A 14,237-nucleotide genomic window follows, 5' to 3' on the forward strand; every position below is an offset into this window, starting at 1 on the left:
GATAATTAGAAGTTAAGAACCTGAAAATTAGAAGTCATAAGATTGAAATTCAGATATCAAATATCAATACAGCCCCAAAACAACTCACAACAAAAAACAGGGCGGCGAGGAAGAGACAATCCGGTCTTCTGCACCCCGCGCCGCATCCGAAAATTCCCGCGTGCCGTTTTCGGTCACGACAATATCCATCGGAATATCATGGCGATGCGGAAAGATGGTTGCCACCCGGCTGTGGGCAAAGCCAACACCAATCACCAGCGGCTTGCGCGGCAGTGTCGCCAACGTCCGGTCAAAAAAACCCCCGCCATAGCCCAGCCGGTATCCGGCATCATCAAACCCCACCAGCGGCGCGATGATCACTTGCGGCATCACAACGGGGCTTTCGACCGGTTCCAAAATCCCGGCATAACCGGGCTTCATCACGGTTTCGGAGGCCCATCTGTGAAACGCCATTGGCGCGTCTTTGCCTGCCACCACCGGCAGGGCGGCATTGCCGCCTGCGGCAATATGGGCGGACAGAACCGGGCGCAAATCAATCTCGCCGCGAAACGGCCAGTAAAACCCGATGGTCGCAGCAGGCCGTATCGCCAGCAATTGCCCCACATGATCCCGGATCGCCTGCGATGCCCGGTCATGGTCGCTCCGGGTTATTTCCTTGCGCTGCGCCAACAATATTGCGCGCATCTGATGCCGCCAGCGCATCTGGCCGTCGGCATCGTCTTTTTCCGGCATTTTCGGCAAATCGGCATTCATGACAGGCCGTAAATCCTTGTTCCGGCAAACGAAAATCCACCCCAAACGCATAACGCGCCGGAGACCGGCGCGTTAACGGTTGTCAGCGAAAAGCTGCAATCCAGATCAAGATCACAAGACGGAAAGATTTTCCGCCGACATGCGGCCATTGCGACCTTCGATGAGTTCAAATTGAAGTTTCTGGCCTTCATCAAGACCCTGCAGGCCAGCGCGCTGAACAGCGGTGATATGCACGAATGCATCCTTGCCGCCCTCGTCCGGGGTGATGAAGCCAAAACCCTTGGTCGCGTTGAACCACTTAACCGTTCCGGTAGCCATATCCGTCGTCGTCCTTTGTTGAATAGAGGCACGCCCCCAAAAGGTTTGTGCTGTCGCCAGTCCCTGCCCTGCATCCTGTCATCACCGACAACCCAACCAGAAGGCAATCAGTACACACCAAAACACATCGCATCACATAAAAATTTACGTGAAAAATGGGCTTTGTGCAATGAAATCATGCCCGAATTTCATTTTTCACCCCATCATCTTCATTCTTTTTCGGCATATTTCCGGCAAACATCATCGCGCATCACGGTCATTCCACCCCAAAAAAGGAATAACCACCGCCAGAAAAACGATTATAAATAGAATGAGTTCTGATCATTCCCGCATGGCCCCTAAAGATAAGGCCAGCCACCCTGCCCCCGGTTCAGCATATCGCCCGATATCGCCATCAATTGATCAAACCGTGCCACAAAATGCCGGTTTGCAGGCGTATCGTGACAGATCAGCAACAGGGCAACCACCTGTACCGGCGACAAGGGGGCCACAATCACAAGGCCACCCTGATAAGGCGGGGTTGGGAAAACATGCGACTCATCGGCGACAATCGCATCCAGCCGCCCCGCCGCCAGCAGATCAACCCCTTGCCGGATTGATCGCAAACCATACCATTCCACATCGCGCAAAATCGATAGTGGCGGTCGCGGCGTGTGCGCCAGAAAACCGACACTGACCGCAGGCCCCCGCGCATTGAGGTCCATTCCGGGGGCGGTAAACAGGCGCAAGACAAACCGGATTGTTTTGTCGGCGACAATATCGACATCGCGTTTGACCCAGTCGGCGGTCAAAATGCAATCCAGCTTATGATCGGCATACATTTCGCGTTTGCGGTTATGGGGAACTGTTTCAATCACCCCCGACAGGGCCGGGTCACGCAAGGCGGCAATAAAGCGGCGCTGTTCCGGGCTGGCGACATTTTCCCATTCCGCGTCAAACGGAATGGTTGCACCAATGCGGATTTCTGCGGCCTGCCCTTGCCCGGCCCCCGGCAACCCCAAAATCCCCATGATAACAAACAGATAAAACGGCCATTTTGCCGCCTGAAAATCCTGCATGAAAACCTCTTGGTCGCACCGGCTTCCAACCGGTCAGGCTAGCTTTCACATATTGGCCTGCACGCCCGAATTTCAAGACATGCCCGACGGGCAACACCGGCGGGCAGAATGGCCCGAAACAAGGTATTCCGGCATTTTGCACCCCGGTGCGATAATCAAAAAATCCATCATTCGGCAATTGCTTTCAGGCCGGGAAACGTGCATTAACAAAAGGTATAGGTGACGGATATTTGCCATGCAGGATTCTTGATATGCAGATAGCCTGTCGCCATATCAGACGCACCAAGGATGTCATGACCAGACAGGCATGGCAGAACGGACAGGGTCGCAAAAAACAGAGGTCGCAAACGGACATTCCGTATCCGTGCGACCCATTGGGATACGGTCAAGAATAACAGCCATCTCTGAATGCCGGATCGGATAAAAAAGTGACCGCAACGACAACCAAAATCGCCAATCCCCGCGAAATTGCCCAAAGCGCGATGGCCTTGATTGCCGAGCTGAACCTGCAACCCACCCCGCAGGTTTATCACGTTTTTTATGCCTATATCGCCGACGAGATCGGCGAGCTTAGCCAGATCATCCGGGTTCTGGTCCGTAATACCCAGGATTTGAACGAAGAAACCGTTTACCGGCTTTATCACAAATATTTTGGCATCAATTCGGTCGATGAGAAAATCAGCGCCGGGGTCGAAGGGCTTCAGGCGGCGGTGGAACGAGTCGAAACGGCGGTCGATGATGTCTTGCGCGAAACCGAAGGTTTCAGCGTCCATCTTGGCACCGCCGCCACCCGTCTGGGCGACAAATCCATCACCCTTGAAGACGCCCGCAACCTGACACTGGATCTGGCGCATAACACCAGTCGCACCCATGAAACCTGTCAGGCGTTTCGCGGAACACTGGGCGAATATCACGGCGAAGTCCGCCGGGTGCGGTCCGAACTGGAACTGGTGCGGCGCGATGCCCTGACCGATACCCTGACCGGCATTGCCAATCGCAAGCATTTCGATTCCGCCCTGCGTCAGGCCGTGACCCACAGCATGGAAACCGGCGAGACCGTATCGCTTTTGATGATCGACATCGATCATTTCAAGAATTTCAACGACAATCACGGCCATCGCGCCGGGGATGGCGTGCTGAAAGAAGTCGCCCGCGTTCTGGTCAATTCAACCAAGGGGGCAGACACGGTTTCACGCTATGGCGGCGAGGAATTTGCCATCGTCCTGCCCGACACAATCCCGGAAAACGCCGAAAAACTGGCGTCCAAGCTGCTGAACAATGTGTCATCCCGGCGCATTCGCAACAAAAAAACCGGCGAAGATTTTGGTCGTCTGACAGTTTCCATCGGGATTACCGCCTATAAACTGGGGGAAAACATCATGGAATTTGTCGATCGCGCCGACGATGCCCTGTATCGAGCCAAACAGGCCGGGCGCAATACATGTGTCCGGGTTGATTAATCAGATGAATTAAAGATACAATGCGGAGCTGCATTGTGATGATTGTTCCAGATCATTGCCTGTCGTTGTTTTGCGCCTTATGTCGTGATGGCAGGATGGCCCCGATACCATCCCAAAAATATAATCAAGTCTGATCCGGGTGGAGCAACACCAATGACCAAACCGCTGCGCGAACGAAAACTTGACCTGCAACACAAGATTTTCAGTTCATTTGAAGATTGCCATTTTCAGAAATCCGATCTGACGGAAGAAGCATTGTTCGTCCTGAAAATGAGCGAAGGGTCAACGGTATCGCTGCCGCTCAAGGCGGTTTGCAAGGAATTTGGTATTGCCGAGGATTCCAGTGATGGCGAACTGATCGGGCTGGTCGATAAATCGCTTGATTATATCAATGTGTTGCGACCGGGCGACGATTTGCCCCTTGAAGTCCTGACCGGCGAAGCGTCGTGGGATGTGGATGACAGCCACAGGGCGATTGCCTATAACCGCGTCACCATGCAGCTTGTCACCTGGATGTCGGGCAACGAGGAACTGATCACCGATCCCGACCAGTTGATGCAGATTGCCGAAGACCCCAACACCAAGAAAAAGATCAATTCCGCCTTTGACGAAGTCGCCGACAAGCTGGGTATCGGGCGCGAAAACCGCGAGGAAGTGGTCAATCTGGTTCATCAGGTTGCCGATGAATTATCCTATATCGAAACCCTGCGCGAAAAATACCGGCTGGTTAAAATGGTCGATGGCAAATTGCAGGAATTGCGTCGCATCTATGGCCATGAAAAGGGCGTTCTGGAAACCGTCACCCAGGTCATCCGCCTGATTGACGACGCCATGAAAAAATTTGAAGGGTCTTTTGACGAGATCGACGCCAATACCGGCGAAATCATGTCAGTCCTGCGCAATTTCACGTCGCAGCGACAATATATCCGCACACGGCGCGACGATCTGTATAAACGCCTGCGGGCGTGGGAACCGCTGTTTGAACAATGGACAGCCCTGACACCGGAACGCGGACCAACCGCCGTCCGGCTTGTGCGCGATACCTATCAATTCCTTGCCCCGCGCTTCATGAAGGTCAAACAATGGCTTTTGATGACCAAGGTGCAGGATGGCATTGCCCCGGATGCCAATATCCGCGACGAGGAAGACCGCATGAAGGCCCTGTCGGGCAAGATGATGCAGTGGTAACGACCATCTCCCGCGACGTTTCGGGCCATAATTCCGGTTTTATTTGGTGATTTTCAACGCCAGATGACCGTCGAGAATGGTCAGGGATTTCTGGGCAGTGGCCGGAACCGGCACCTTCGATTCGATACAAAACCCGATCAGGGCCGCGGCCAGTTCCGCCCCGGCAAGCGGGACAATCACCGGGTTTCCGTGATCGGCAACCAGTTGCAGTGTCACAACGATTTCCGGGTCTTTTTCAATACCCACCGTTCTGACTTCACCGGGTGGCAAGGGCTTGCCCGTCCGCCGACGATAGGCAGATACCGCCTTCATGATCTCCCTAGAATCAAAAATAATACATCGTAATTCGCGCATAGATAAGGTTCCCGATTTTTTATATACATATATATAGGGATCACCTATCAAAATAGAATAGGATAATCTGCAATAAAATGCGTCAGCTACTGGCCAGCCAGATGCCGACACCGATCATCAGCGTCCCTGATATCCGGTTCAACAGGCGGACATTGCCGCTTTTTTCCAGAAAATGCCGCAAGGACCGCCCCCCGGTCGCATACAGCATCAGGCAGATCAGTTCCGTGATCAGGATAATGACCACCAGCATCGACAATTGCGGCGCCATTGGCATCTGCACATCAATAAAGGGCGGCAACAGCGACACCATAAAGGCCCAGCCCTTGGGATTGGCAATTGCGGTCACAAATCCCTGGGAGGCAAGGGCCTTGCGCGTTACCGGGCGGGTATTTTCCAGCCTGGTCGCAATCGCCATGCGCCCGCGTGACCGCCACATCTGAAACCCCATCCACGCCAGCCACGCCCCGCCGACATATTTGAAAACTGCAAAAACAGCCGGATATTGCAACATCAGGGCGGCAACCCCCAACGCCGCCGATATAACAACAATCCCCACCCCGACCAGTTCGCCCGCCATCATCCAGAAAGTGCGGCGCACCCCGATGGTCATGCCCATCGTCATTGCCAGCGTCATGCACATGCCCGGCGTAACCGACACGAAAAACGCCGTCGGAATAAATGCCAGAATCAGGGAAAAACCAACCATCTCAGGCCTTTGACAAACAGGTTAAAAATATTTCCCGTTACACATAGCCGATCTGCCCGGTGCCGCCAACGGGATGTTTGACATCCCTGCAATCGGTCAGGCTTTCCTCTTGTTTTTAAACGGGTTTTGGTATGTGACGCGAAAATCGGGCGCAGAAACCATCAAAAACATACAAAAATTACTTGACCTTGCCCGTCCCTGCCGCGAAATTGAAGCTGTCGCCGATCATGGTGGCAGATTGTTGTACATCTGACAAAGACCCCAAAACCCCGATGATTGCAAACGCACCCATTTCTGTTGATCGCATTTTCTGCGCCGAGGCACATGATGCCCCGCGCCGTGCGATGGCGTTTGCCGGTCTTCTTCTTATTTCGGGTCTTGCGGATTGCGCCGCACGCGGGTCGCTACGACTTACCCGCCCCTGAGCGCAAGACGACGGAAAGACCCCCCGCAAAGGTTGGTCTGATATCCGCCGCTCAGGGGAACAAGCCGCGCCAAAAGGCCCGCACATTTTCCATCAGATCAGATTTATCGGGCTATGACCCGCTTTACAGGACATAACGCCATGACCAGCGCAAACGACAATCGCGTCATCATTTTTGACACCACCCTGCGGGACGGCGAACAATCGCCCGGCGCCTCCATGACCCTGGACGAAAAGCTGCGTGTTGCGCATGCCCTCGCCGAATTGAAGGTTGATATCATCGAAGCCGGTTTTGCCATTGCCTCGAACGGCGACTTCCGCGCAGTCAATGAAATCGCCCGACAGGTCAGGGGGCCGATCATCTGTTCGCTGGCACGCGCCACCAAAGGCGACATTGAACGCGCCGCCGAGGCACTGGAACCCGCCGAAAACAAACGCATTCACACCTTCATTTCCACAAGCCCCCTGCATATGAAATACAAATTGCAGATGGAGCCGGAAAAGGTTCTGGCCAAGGTTACCGAAAGCGTCAGCCTCGCCCGCAAATTCACCGATGATGTCGAATGGTCGGCCGAAGACGGGTCACGCACCGAACATGATTTTCTGTGCCGCTGCGTCGAAGCCGCGATTGATGCCGGGGCCACCACCATCAACATCCCCGACACGGTGGGCTATTCCACCCCGGCGGAATATGCCGGCCTGATGACCATGCTGTTTAACCGGGTCCCCAATATCGACAAGGCGATCCTGTCGGTGCATTGCCATAACGATCTGGGTCTGGCGGTTGCCAATTCGCTGGCCGCCGTTCAGGCCGGGGCGCGTCAGATTGAATGCACGATCAATGGTCTGGGCGAACGGGCGGGCAATGCCGCCCTTGAAGAAATCATCATGGCCCTGAAAACCCGCAGCGACGTGTTGCCGTTTGAAACCGCCATTGATTCCACCAAAATCATGAATGCCTCGCGGCTGGTATCGGCGGTTTCGGGTTTTGTCATTCAGCCCAACAAGGCGATTGTCGGTGCCAATGCCTTTGCCCATGAAAGCGGCATCCATCAGGATGGCTATCTGAAGCATTCCGAAACCTATGAAATCATGAAACCGGAATCGATCGGCCTGAACAAATCATCGCTGGTGATGGGCAAACATTCCGGTCGTCATGCCTTCAAGGAAAAGCTCAAGGAACTGGGCTTTGCCGAACTGGGCGACAATGCCATCGAAGACGCCTTTGCCCGTTTCAAGGAACTGGCCGACAAGAAAAAAGAAGTCTATGACGACGATATCGTCGCCTTGGTCGATGACGGTATGCGCGACAATGAACATATCAAATTTGTCTCGCTGGCCGTGACTTGCGGTTCCAAAGGCCCGCAAACCGCCGAACTGGAACTGAGCGTCAATGGTGACCTCAAAACCGCCAAAACCACCGGCGACGGCCCGATTGATGCGACCTTTAACGCCATCAAGGCGATTTATCCGCATGACTGGAAACTGAAACTCTATCAGGTTCATGCCGTCACCGAAGGCACCGATGCCCAAGGAACCGTCACCGTCAAACTGGACGGCGAAGACCGCACCGTGGTTGGCAACGCCTCCGATACCGACACGGTGGTCGCGTCCTGCATGGCCTATGTCACGGCGGTCAACAAACTGATCGAAAAAAGCCAGAAAACCGCACCGGACGCGATGGCATCCTGACGCCTGTCCGCACGACATCAAACCCGACACGGAAGGCACCCCTGCGGTGCCTTCCGCTTTTTGGGGGTTTTGCCTGCCCAAAACCGGCAACATTAGCATTCCAAAAAATATTTATACCAAAGGACAGGTCCCTCCTGCCCGCCCTCAACCTGACCTAACCCTGCCATTTTGTTTGGCAATTTTTTTGTCCTGCCTGCGATGACGGCAACGGGCCTTAATTATTCATCAATGCGTTGCAGTTTATTAATGCATACGGGCGCGCGCTGCGCTATCTAGGGCGAGATATTCGCATTCAAGCATTTTCAAGAATCGGGGCACAGGGCAGGAATGTTTTCCAGACTGCTTGGGATTTTATCCTCCGACATGGCGGTGGATCTTGGAACCGCCAATACGCTGGTTTATGTCAAGGGACGTGGTATCGTCCTGAACGAACCATCGGTCGTGGCCATCACGGACGAAAAAGGCAAGAAACAGGTTCTTGCAGTCGGTGAAGAGGCAAAACTCATGCTGGGCCGTACGCCCGGTTATATTCAGGCGATCCGTCCGTTGCGTGACGGTGTGATTGCCGAATTCCATATCGCCGAAGAGATGATCAAACACTTTATTCGTAAAGTGCATAATCGTCGCAGCTTCGCCAGCCCGGAAGTGATCATTTGCGTCCCATCCGGATCAACGGCAGTAGAACGCCGTGCGATTCAGGAAAGTGCGGAAAGTGCCGGGGCGCGCAAGGTTTGGCTGATTGACGAACCAATGGCAGCCGCCATTGGTGCCGGCCTGCCGGTGACCGAACCCACCGGTTCGATGGTCGTCGATATTGGCGGTGGCACCACCGAGGTCGCGGTTCTGTCGTTGGGCGGGATCGTTTATGCCCGTTCAGTGCGCGTTGGCGGCGACAAGATGGATGAGGCAATCATCGCCTATATCCGTCGCACCCATAACCTGCTGGTTGGTGAAAGCACCGCCGAACGGGTCAAAAAACAGATTGGTTCTGCCTGTGCGCCCGATGACGGCGATGGCGCAACCATGGAAATTCGCGGTCGCGATCTGATGAACGGGGTTCCGAAAGAACTTCTGATTTCCGAACGCCAGATTGCCGAAAGCCTTGCCGAACCGGTTTCTGCCATCATCGAGGCCGTCAAGGTCGCGCTGGAACAGACACCGCCCGAACTGGCCGCCGATATCGTCGATAAGGGCATTGTCCTGACCGGCGGCGGCGCGATGCTTGGCAATCTTGATTATGTCCTGCGCCACGCTACCGGCTTGCCGGTGTCGATTGCCGATGATCCGCTGTCCTGTGTGGCACTGGGTACGGGTCGGGCGCTCGAAGAAAAGAAAACGCTGCGCAATGTGCTGCACACGGCCTACTAAGACAATATAAAGAAACCGCCGGGTTGCGTCATGACTGGACGCGACTCGGCGATTTCGTTAAGGTGAACTTCTCGATCCATCTTCCGGTCACGCGCGGGGAAAACAGTGGCTCAGCATGGCGGTCCACAACAGCGGATTTTCTCACCGTTACGCACAGCAGTGCAACGGTTTGCCTTCATATTGCTGATTGTTTCGACCTTTGGTCTGATGTTGCTGGGCAAGGCCGATACCGTTTTGATCGAACGCATTCGCGGGGCCTCTACCGATCTGGTGTCGCCGATCATGAATCTGGCATCCCGTCCGGCGGCCACGATCAATGATATTTCCGCCTATATCGAAAACCTTGCCAATCTTTACGAAGAAAATCTGCGCCTGCGCGAGGAAAACCACCAATTGCTGGCATGGCAACAGGTGGCGCGCAATCTGGAACATGAAAACGCCCGCCTGCGCAGCATTCACAGTTTTGCCGAACCGCCCGCCATTCACATCATTTCCGCCCGCGTCATTGCCGATATGGGCGGTGCCTATGCCCACAGCATGATGATCAGCGCCGGGTCGCGCGAAGGCGTCAAAAAAGGTCAGGCCGTTTTCGCCGACGAAGGACTGGTCGGGCGTGTTATCAATGCCGGATATCAGGCATCGCGGATTTTGCTGATTACCGATATCAATTCCCGTGTCCCCGTCCTGATTGAAAACAGCCGCGACCGTGCCTTTCTGTCGGGCGATAACAGCGACCGCCCGGTTTTGAACTTTCTGACCGCCGATGCCTCGGTCTCGCCGGGGGACCGGGTTCTGACATCCGGGCATGGCGGGGCCTTTCCGCCCGGCATTCCGGTCGGTGTTGTCTCATCGGTATCGGAAACCTCGGTGCGTGTCACCCCGCTTTATCGCCGTCACCAACTGGAATATCTGCGGGTCGCCGATTACGGGCTGGATGGCATTCTGGCCGATCCGGATCGTGCCATCCCGCAACCTCCGGCGGCGGATGCCGCCCCCAATCCGGTGCCCGGCGGGCTGGGCGTGCGCCCGCTTGACCTGGGCGATCTGAACAATATCGTCACCCCCGTACCGGTTGTTCCTGATCTTTCCCTGGTGCCCGAACCGGCACAGGCTCCCGCAACACCGCCATCTGGCCAGACGCCGTGAAACCGGGTTTCTGGCATCGCCTTGACACCATTGCACGTTGCATGGTGCCTGCCTTCAGTGTTTTTGTCCTGCTGCTGATCAGTCTGGTGCCGGTGGGCCTGCCGATGGTCAGTACGGTCACCCCGGCCCTGACCCTGATGTCGGTATTTTACTGGTCGATCAACCGGCCCGATCTGCTGACGGCGCTGGCGGCCTTTATCATCGGGCTGGTGCAGGATTTGCTGACCGGCCTGCCACTGGGTGTCAGTTCGCTGGTACTGCTGATCGTGCAAACCCTTAGCGCCAATCAGGGCCGCTTTTTTCAGAACAAATCCTTTGCCGTTCTGTGGTGGGCCTTTGCACTGGTCGCCCTTGCCGCCCTTCTGGTGCAATGGCTGTTCACCTCGGCATTGATCGGCGCACTCTTGCCTTTCAAACCGCTGGTCACCAGCTATATTCTGACAGCCGCCCTGTTTCCGCTGATTGCATGGGTGCTGACACGGGTGCAAAACGGGCTGTTGCAGCATGTGTAATGTCTTTGCATTGACGATTTGGCAATGGCTGTCGGCGACACTGTATCCGACAGTTTCCATTTGCAAAGGTGTACGATACAACAATGATCAAACCGGATGCCCTGATATGTGGCCGCGCATCCGACGAACAGAGGCCCGATAGCCGCCATGTGGCACCGCGACTCAGACAGATTTCGCATGTTCACGCGCCGCGCCGCCATTCTGGGCGCCGGGCAAGGCCTGCTTTTGACCGGGCTTGCCGCCCGCATGTATTATCTTCAGGTCATGGAAAGCGACCGTTACACGGTTCTGGCCGACGACAACCGTATTTCCCATCGCCTGTTGCCACCGCCACGCGGCCTGATTACGGATCGTTTCGGCGTGCCTTTGGCGATCAATCAGCAAAACTATCACATCCTGATCGTCCGCGAACAAACCCCTGATGTCCGCCGCACCCTCGAAGTTCTGAACCGGATCATCGATCTTGGCGCCGATACCATCGAACGGGTGGAACGCGACGTTGCGCGCAAACGGTCCTTTGTGCCGGTCACGGTGCGCGACAATCTCAGTTGGGATGAAGTTGCCCGGATCGGCGTCAATGCCCCCGATTTGCCGGGTATCATCATCGATGCCGGGCAATTGCGCGATTATCCCGAAGGCCCGCATCTGGCCCATGCGATGGGCTATGTCGCCGCCGTTTCGGAAAAGGAACTGACCGGCGATCCGTTGCTGGAACTGCCGGGGTTCCGGGTGGGCAAGAATGGCGTTGAACGGGTTTACGATCTTGCCCTGCGCGGCAAGGCCGGGACCAGTCAGGTCGAAGTCAATGCGCTGGGCCGGGTGATCCGCGAACTGGACCGCGAAGAAGGCCAAAGCGGCAGCACGGTCGTCATGACCCTTGATATCGAATTGCAGCGCTACACCAATCAGCGCCTTTCGGACAAGGAAAGTGCCGCTGCCGTTGTTCTGGATGTCCATAATGGCGAGGTTCTGGCCCTTGCCTCCCATCCCAGTTATGATCCCAATGCCTTTACCAACGGCATTTCGCATAAATTGTGGAACAGCCTGCTGAATAACGAATATGCCCCGCTGACCAACAAGGCGACCAATGGCAGTTATGCGCCGGGCTCCACCTTCAAGATGTGCGTCGCCCTTGCCGCCCTTGATGCCGGTGTGATCACGCCCGAACAACGCTTTTTCTGCCCCGGCCATCTTGATCTGGGGTCTTCGCGGTTTCACTGCTGGAAACGTGGTGGGCATGGCTGGGTCAATCTGCATGATTCAATGAAACATTCCTGCGATGTTTATTATTACGAAATATCGCAGAAAATCGGCATTGACCGCATTGCCGCAATGGCACGCAAACTGGGCCTTGGCGAACCGACAGGCATTGATCTGCCGACCGAACGTAGCGGTCTGATCCCGACCCGCGACTGGAAAGAAGTCCAGATCGGCCAACGCTGGCAGGGCGGCGAAACCCTGATTTCGGCAATCGGGCAGGGCTATGTTCTGGCAACCCCCCTGCAACTGGCGACCATGACGGCCCGGCTGGCGTCGGGCAAGGCCGTGGTGCCGCATCTGACCCGCGATCATATCGACGCCGATGGCACCACCACCCGCATCGTCGAAGAATTCCCGGAAATGGCGATCAATCGCGCCCATCTGAACCATATCCGCAATGCGATGAATGGTGTGACCAACGAAACCCGTGGCACCGCCTATAACTCCCGCATCAAGATTGCCGGTATGGAAATGGCGGGCAAAACCGGCACCAGTCAGGTGCGCCGCATCACCATGCGCGAACGCACAACAACCGGGGTGATCGGCAATGACAAACTACCGTGGAAATTCCGCGACCATGCCTTGTTTGTCGCTTTTGCCCCGATTGAAAATCCGCGTTATGCCTGTGCGGTGATTGTCGAACATGGCGGATCCGGGTCCGGGGTCGCCGCCCCGATCGCCCGTGATATTCTGATCAAGGCGCAGGAACTTAATTCCAGTGCGCCGGGCATTTCCGCTACCACCTATCAGCCCGGCGGTCAGGTCTCCAGACCCGGCAAGGCCGTGGAAGAACCGTCAGAAAGCTAGGACTGCTCCATGCCATCGCGTTATCGCATCGGTCAAGACCCGGATTACGTTCCGATCGGACGGCGGTTATTGCTGCTGAACTGGACGCTGGTGCTGTTGCTCGCCGCCTTGGCGGGCATCGGTTTTGCCATGCTCTATTCGGCGGCCAATGGCTCCATCGAACCCTGGGCCGAACGGCAAATGGTCCGTTTTGCTTTCGGTCTGGTTGTGATGATCATCATCGCCATCAGCGATATCCGCCTGTGGTTGCGCCTGTCCTATGTGATTTATGCTGTTGCCCTGATCCTTTTGATCGGCGTTGAAATCCGGGGCGAGATCGGCATGGGGGCCCAACGCTGGATCAATCTGGGTTTCTTTCAATTGCAACCTTCGGAATTGATGAAAATCGCGCTGGTACTGTCCCTCGCCCGCTATTTTCACGGCCTGACCGTCGAAGAAACCGGCAGCATCACCTTGCTGATCCCGCCGCTTTTGATGGTTGCCGCCCCGGCCGCCCTTGTGCTGCGCCAACCGGATCTTGGCACCGCCCTGCTTTTGATTGCCGGGGGCGGGGTTATTTTCTGGCTTTCGGGGGTGCGTATCTGGAAATTCGGGCTGGTACTGGCTGCCGGTCTTGCCGCCATTCCGATTGGCTGGCAGTTTCTGCATGATTATCAAAAAAAGCGCGTCCTGACCTTCATGAACCCGGAAAATGACCCACTGGGTGCCGGATATCACATTACCCAGTCCAAAATTGCGCTGGGATCGGGCGGGATCTTTGGCAAGGGCTATATGCTGGGCTCGCAAAGCCATCTGAATTTCCTGCCCGAAAAACAGACCGACTTTATCTTTACCATGCTGGGCGAGGAATTCGGGCTGGTCGGTGGCATTGCCCTGCTGCTGATCTATACGCTGGTGATTGTCTATGGCTTTGTCATTGCCCTGCGCTGCCGCAACCAGTTTGGCCGTCTGGTCGCCCTTGGCATCACATCGACGTTTTTTCTGTATGTCTTTATCAATATCGCCATGGTGATGGGACTGGTGCCGGTGGTGGGGGTGCCTTTGCCGCTGGTGTCTTATGGCGGCACGGTGATGCTGACCATTCTGGTCAGTTTCGGCCTGTTGCTCAGCGTATCGGTCCATCGCGATATCCGCATTTCCCGACAGGGCAATGATGATGGCCGCGATTGACCGGAAACTTGCACAACAAAC

14 protein-coding genes are annotated in these 14,237 nt (G+C 55.6%); 9 read left to right on the top strand and 5 right to left on the bottom strand.

Annotated elements, in window-relative coordinates:
- Positions 1-84 precede the first annotated feature (84 nt).
- From Q8O73_RS04990 to Q8O73_RS05000, 3 genes are all read right to left on the bottom strand, one after another.
- On the bottom strand, positions 85-753 hold the full coding sequence (locus Q8O73_RS04990; RefSeq protein ID WP_305555864.1) for a 5-formyltetrahydrofolate cyclo-ligase: 669 nt from the start codon (positions 751-753) through the stop codon (positions 85-87).
- Between the two features lie 111 nt (positions 754-864).
- Positions 865-1,071: a cold-shock protein gene (locus Q8O73_RS04995; protein WP_305555867.1), complete on the bottom strand. Its 207-nt coding sequence runs from the start codon at positions 1,069-1,071 to the stop codon at positions 865-867.
- A 338-nt stretch (positions 1,072-1,409) separates the two neighbouring features.
- Positions 1,410-2,129 (bottom strand): hypothetical protein, encoded by a 720-nt coding sequence (locus tag Q8O73_RS05000; RefSeq protein WP_305555870.1) that lies wholly within the window; start codon positions 2,127-2,129, stop codon positions 1,410-1,412.
- Positions 2,130-2,557: 428 nt separating this feature from the next.
- Between Q8O73_RS05000 and Q8O73_RS05005 the strand changes: the two genes are divergently transcribed.
- On the top strand, positions 2,558-3,589 hold the full coding sequence (locus tag Q8O73_RS05005) for a GGDEF domain-containing protein (RefSeq protein ID WP_305555873.1): 1,032 nt from the start codon (positions 2,558-2,560) through the stop codon (positions 3,587-3,589).
- A gap of 153 nt (positions 3,590-3,742) precedes the next feature.
- Positions 3,743-4,777 (top strand): hypothetical protein, encoded by a 1,035-nt coding sequence (locus Q8O73_RS05010; protein WP_305555876.1) that lies wholly within the window; start codon positions 3,743-3,745, stop codon positions 4,775-4,777.
- 39 nt (positions 4,778-4,816) lie between these two features.
- Here the strand turns inward: Q8O73_RS05010 and Q8O73_RS05015 are convergent, their stop codons facing one another.
- Together Q8O73_RS05015 and Q8O73_RS05020 are read right to left on the bottom strand one after the other, a co-directional pair.
- Positions 4,817-5,089, bottom strand: coding sequence for a hypothetical protein (locus Q8O73_RS05015; RefSeq protein ID WP_305555879.1), 273 nt, complete (start codon positions 5,087-5,089; stop codon positions 4,817-4,819).
- Between the two features lie 124 nt (positions 5,090-5,213).
- Positions 5,214-5,837, bottom strand: coding sequence for a LysE family translocator (locus tag Q8O73_RS05020; RefSeq protein ID WP_305555882.1), 624 nt, complete (start codon positions 5,835-5,837; stop codon positions 5,214-5,216).
- Positions 5,838-5,910: 73 nt separating this feature from the next.
- On the opposite strand from Q8O73_RS05020, the gene Q8O73_RS05025 reads away from it, so the two are divergent.
- The 7 genes from Q8O73_RS05025 to rodA all read left to right on the top strand — a co-directional run bounded on the left by Q8O73_RS05025 (position 5,911) and on the right by rodA (position 14,216).
- The gene (locus tag Q8O73_RS05025; RefSeq protein WP_305555885.1) at positions 5,911-6,090 is read left to right on the top strand and encodes a hypothetical protein; all 180 of its coding nucleotides are present in this window, start codon (positions 5,911-5,913) and stop codon (positions 6,088-6,090) included.
- Positions 6,091-6,402: 312 nt separating this feature from the next.
- Positions 6,403-7,953, top strand: a complete 1,551-nt coding sequence (locus Q8O73_RS05030; RefSeq protein ID WP_305555888.1) for a 2-isopropylmalate synthase — start codon at positions 6,403-6,405, stop codon at positions 7,951-7,953.
- Positions 7,954-8,280: 327 nt separating this feature from the next.
- Positions 8,281-9,321 (top strand): rod shape-determining protein, encoded by a 1,041-nt coding sequence (locus Q8O73_RS05035; RefSeq protein ID WP_305555891.1) that lies wholly within the window; start codon positions 8,281-8,283, stop codon positions 9,319-9,321.
- A 105-nt stretch (positions 9,322-9,426) separates the two neighbouring features.
- Positions 9,427-10,467 carry a rod shape-determining protein MreC gene (gene mreC / locus Q8O73_RS05040; RefSeq protein ID WP_305555894.1) on the top strand — a complete coding sequence of 347 codons (1,041 nt, stop codon included), beginning with the start codon at positions 9,427-9,429 and terminating at the stop codon, positions 10,465-10,467.
- On the top strand, positions 10,464-10,979 hold the full coding sequence (mreD, locus tag Q8O73_RS05045) for a rod shape-determining protein MreD (RefSeq protein ID WP_305555897.1): 516 nt from the start codon (positions 10,464-10,466) through the stop codon (positions 10,977-10,979). The genes mreC and mreD overlap by 4 nt, the downstream gene beginning before the upstream one ends.
- Positions 10,980-11,156: 177 nt before the next feature.
- A complete protein-coding gene (gene mrdA, locus Q8O73_RS05050) occupies positions 11,157-13,046 on the top strand; it encodes a penicillin-binding protein 2 (protein ID WP_305555900.1) in 1,890 nt (629 codons plus the stop codon).
- Positions 13,047-13,055: 9 nt separating this feature from the next.
- Entirely contained in the window at positions 13,056-14,216 is a 1,161-nt protein-coding gene (gene rodA, locus Q8O73_RS05055; RefSeq protein WP_305555903.1) for a rod shape-determining protein RodA, read from the top strand.
- The last annotated feature ends 21 nt before the right edge of the window (positions 14,217-14,237 follow it).

Source organism: Thalassospira sp. (assembly GCF_030690045.1).
Taxonomy (GTDB): domain Bacteria; phylum Pseudomonadota; class Alphaproteobacteria; order Rhodospirillales; family Thalassospiraceae; genus Thalassospira.

What these genes read in the sequence shown, in the direction of transcription:
- Q8O73_RS05025 (WP_305555885.1), top strand. Translation starts at nt 5,911, where the DNA reads ATGTTTGACATCCCTGCAATCGGTCAGGCTTTCCTCTTGTTTTTAAAC.
- Q8O73_RS05010 (WP_305555876.1), top strand. Translation starts at nt 3,743, where the DNA reads ATGACCAAACCGCTGCGCGAACGAAAACTTGACCTGCAACACAAGATT.
- Q8O73_RS05035 (WP_305555891.1), top strand. Translation starts at nt 8,281, where the DNA reads ATGTTTTCCAGACTGCTTGGGATTTTATCCTCCGACATGGCGGTGGAT.
- mrdA (WP_305555900.1), top strand. Translation starts at nt 11,157, where the DNA reads ATGTTCACGCGCCGCGCCGCCATTCTGGGCGCCGGGCAAGGCCTGCTT.
- Q8O73_RS04990 (WP_305555864.1), bottom strand. Translation starts at nt 753, where the DNA reads ATGAATGCCGATTTGCCGAAAATGCCGGAAAAAGACGATGCCGACGGC.
- Q8O73_RS05020 (WP_305555882.1), bottom strand. Translation starts at nt 5,837, where the DNA reads ATGGTTGGTTTTTCCCTGATTCTGGCATTTATTCCGACGGCGTTTTTC.
- Q8O73_RS05030 (WP_305555888.1), top strand. Translation starts at nt 6,403, where the DNA reads ATGACCAGCGCAAACGACAATCGCGTCATCATTTTTGACACCACCCTG.
- rodA (WP_305555903.1), top strand. Translation starts at nt 13,056, where the DNA reads ATGCCATCGCGTTATCGCATCGGTCAAGACCCGGATTACGTTCCGATC.
- Q8O73_RS05000 (WP_305555870.1), bottom strand. Translation starts at nt 2,129, where the DNA reads ATGCAGGATTTTCAGGCGGCAAAATGGCCGTTTTATCTGTTTGTTATC.
- Q8O73_RS05015 (WP_305555879.1), bottom strand. Translation starts at nt 5,089, where the DNA reads ATGAAGGCGGTATCTGCCTATCGTCGGCGGACGGGCAAGCCCTTGCCA.
- Q8O73_RS04995 (WP_305555867.1), bottom strand. Translation starts at nt 1,071, where the DNA reads ATGGCTACCGGAACGGTTAAGTGGTTCAACGCGACCAAGGGTTTTGGC.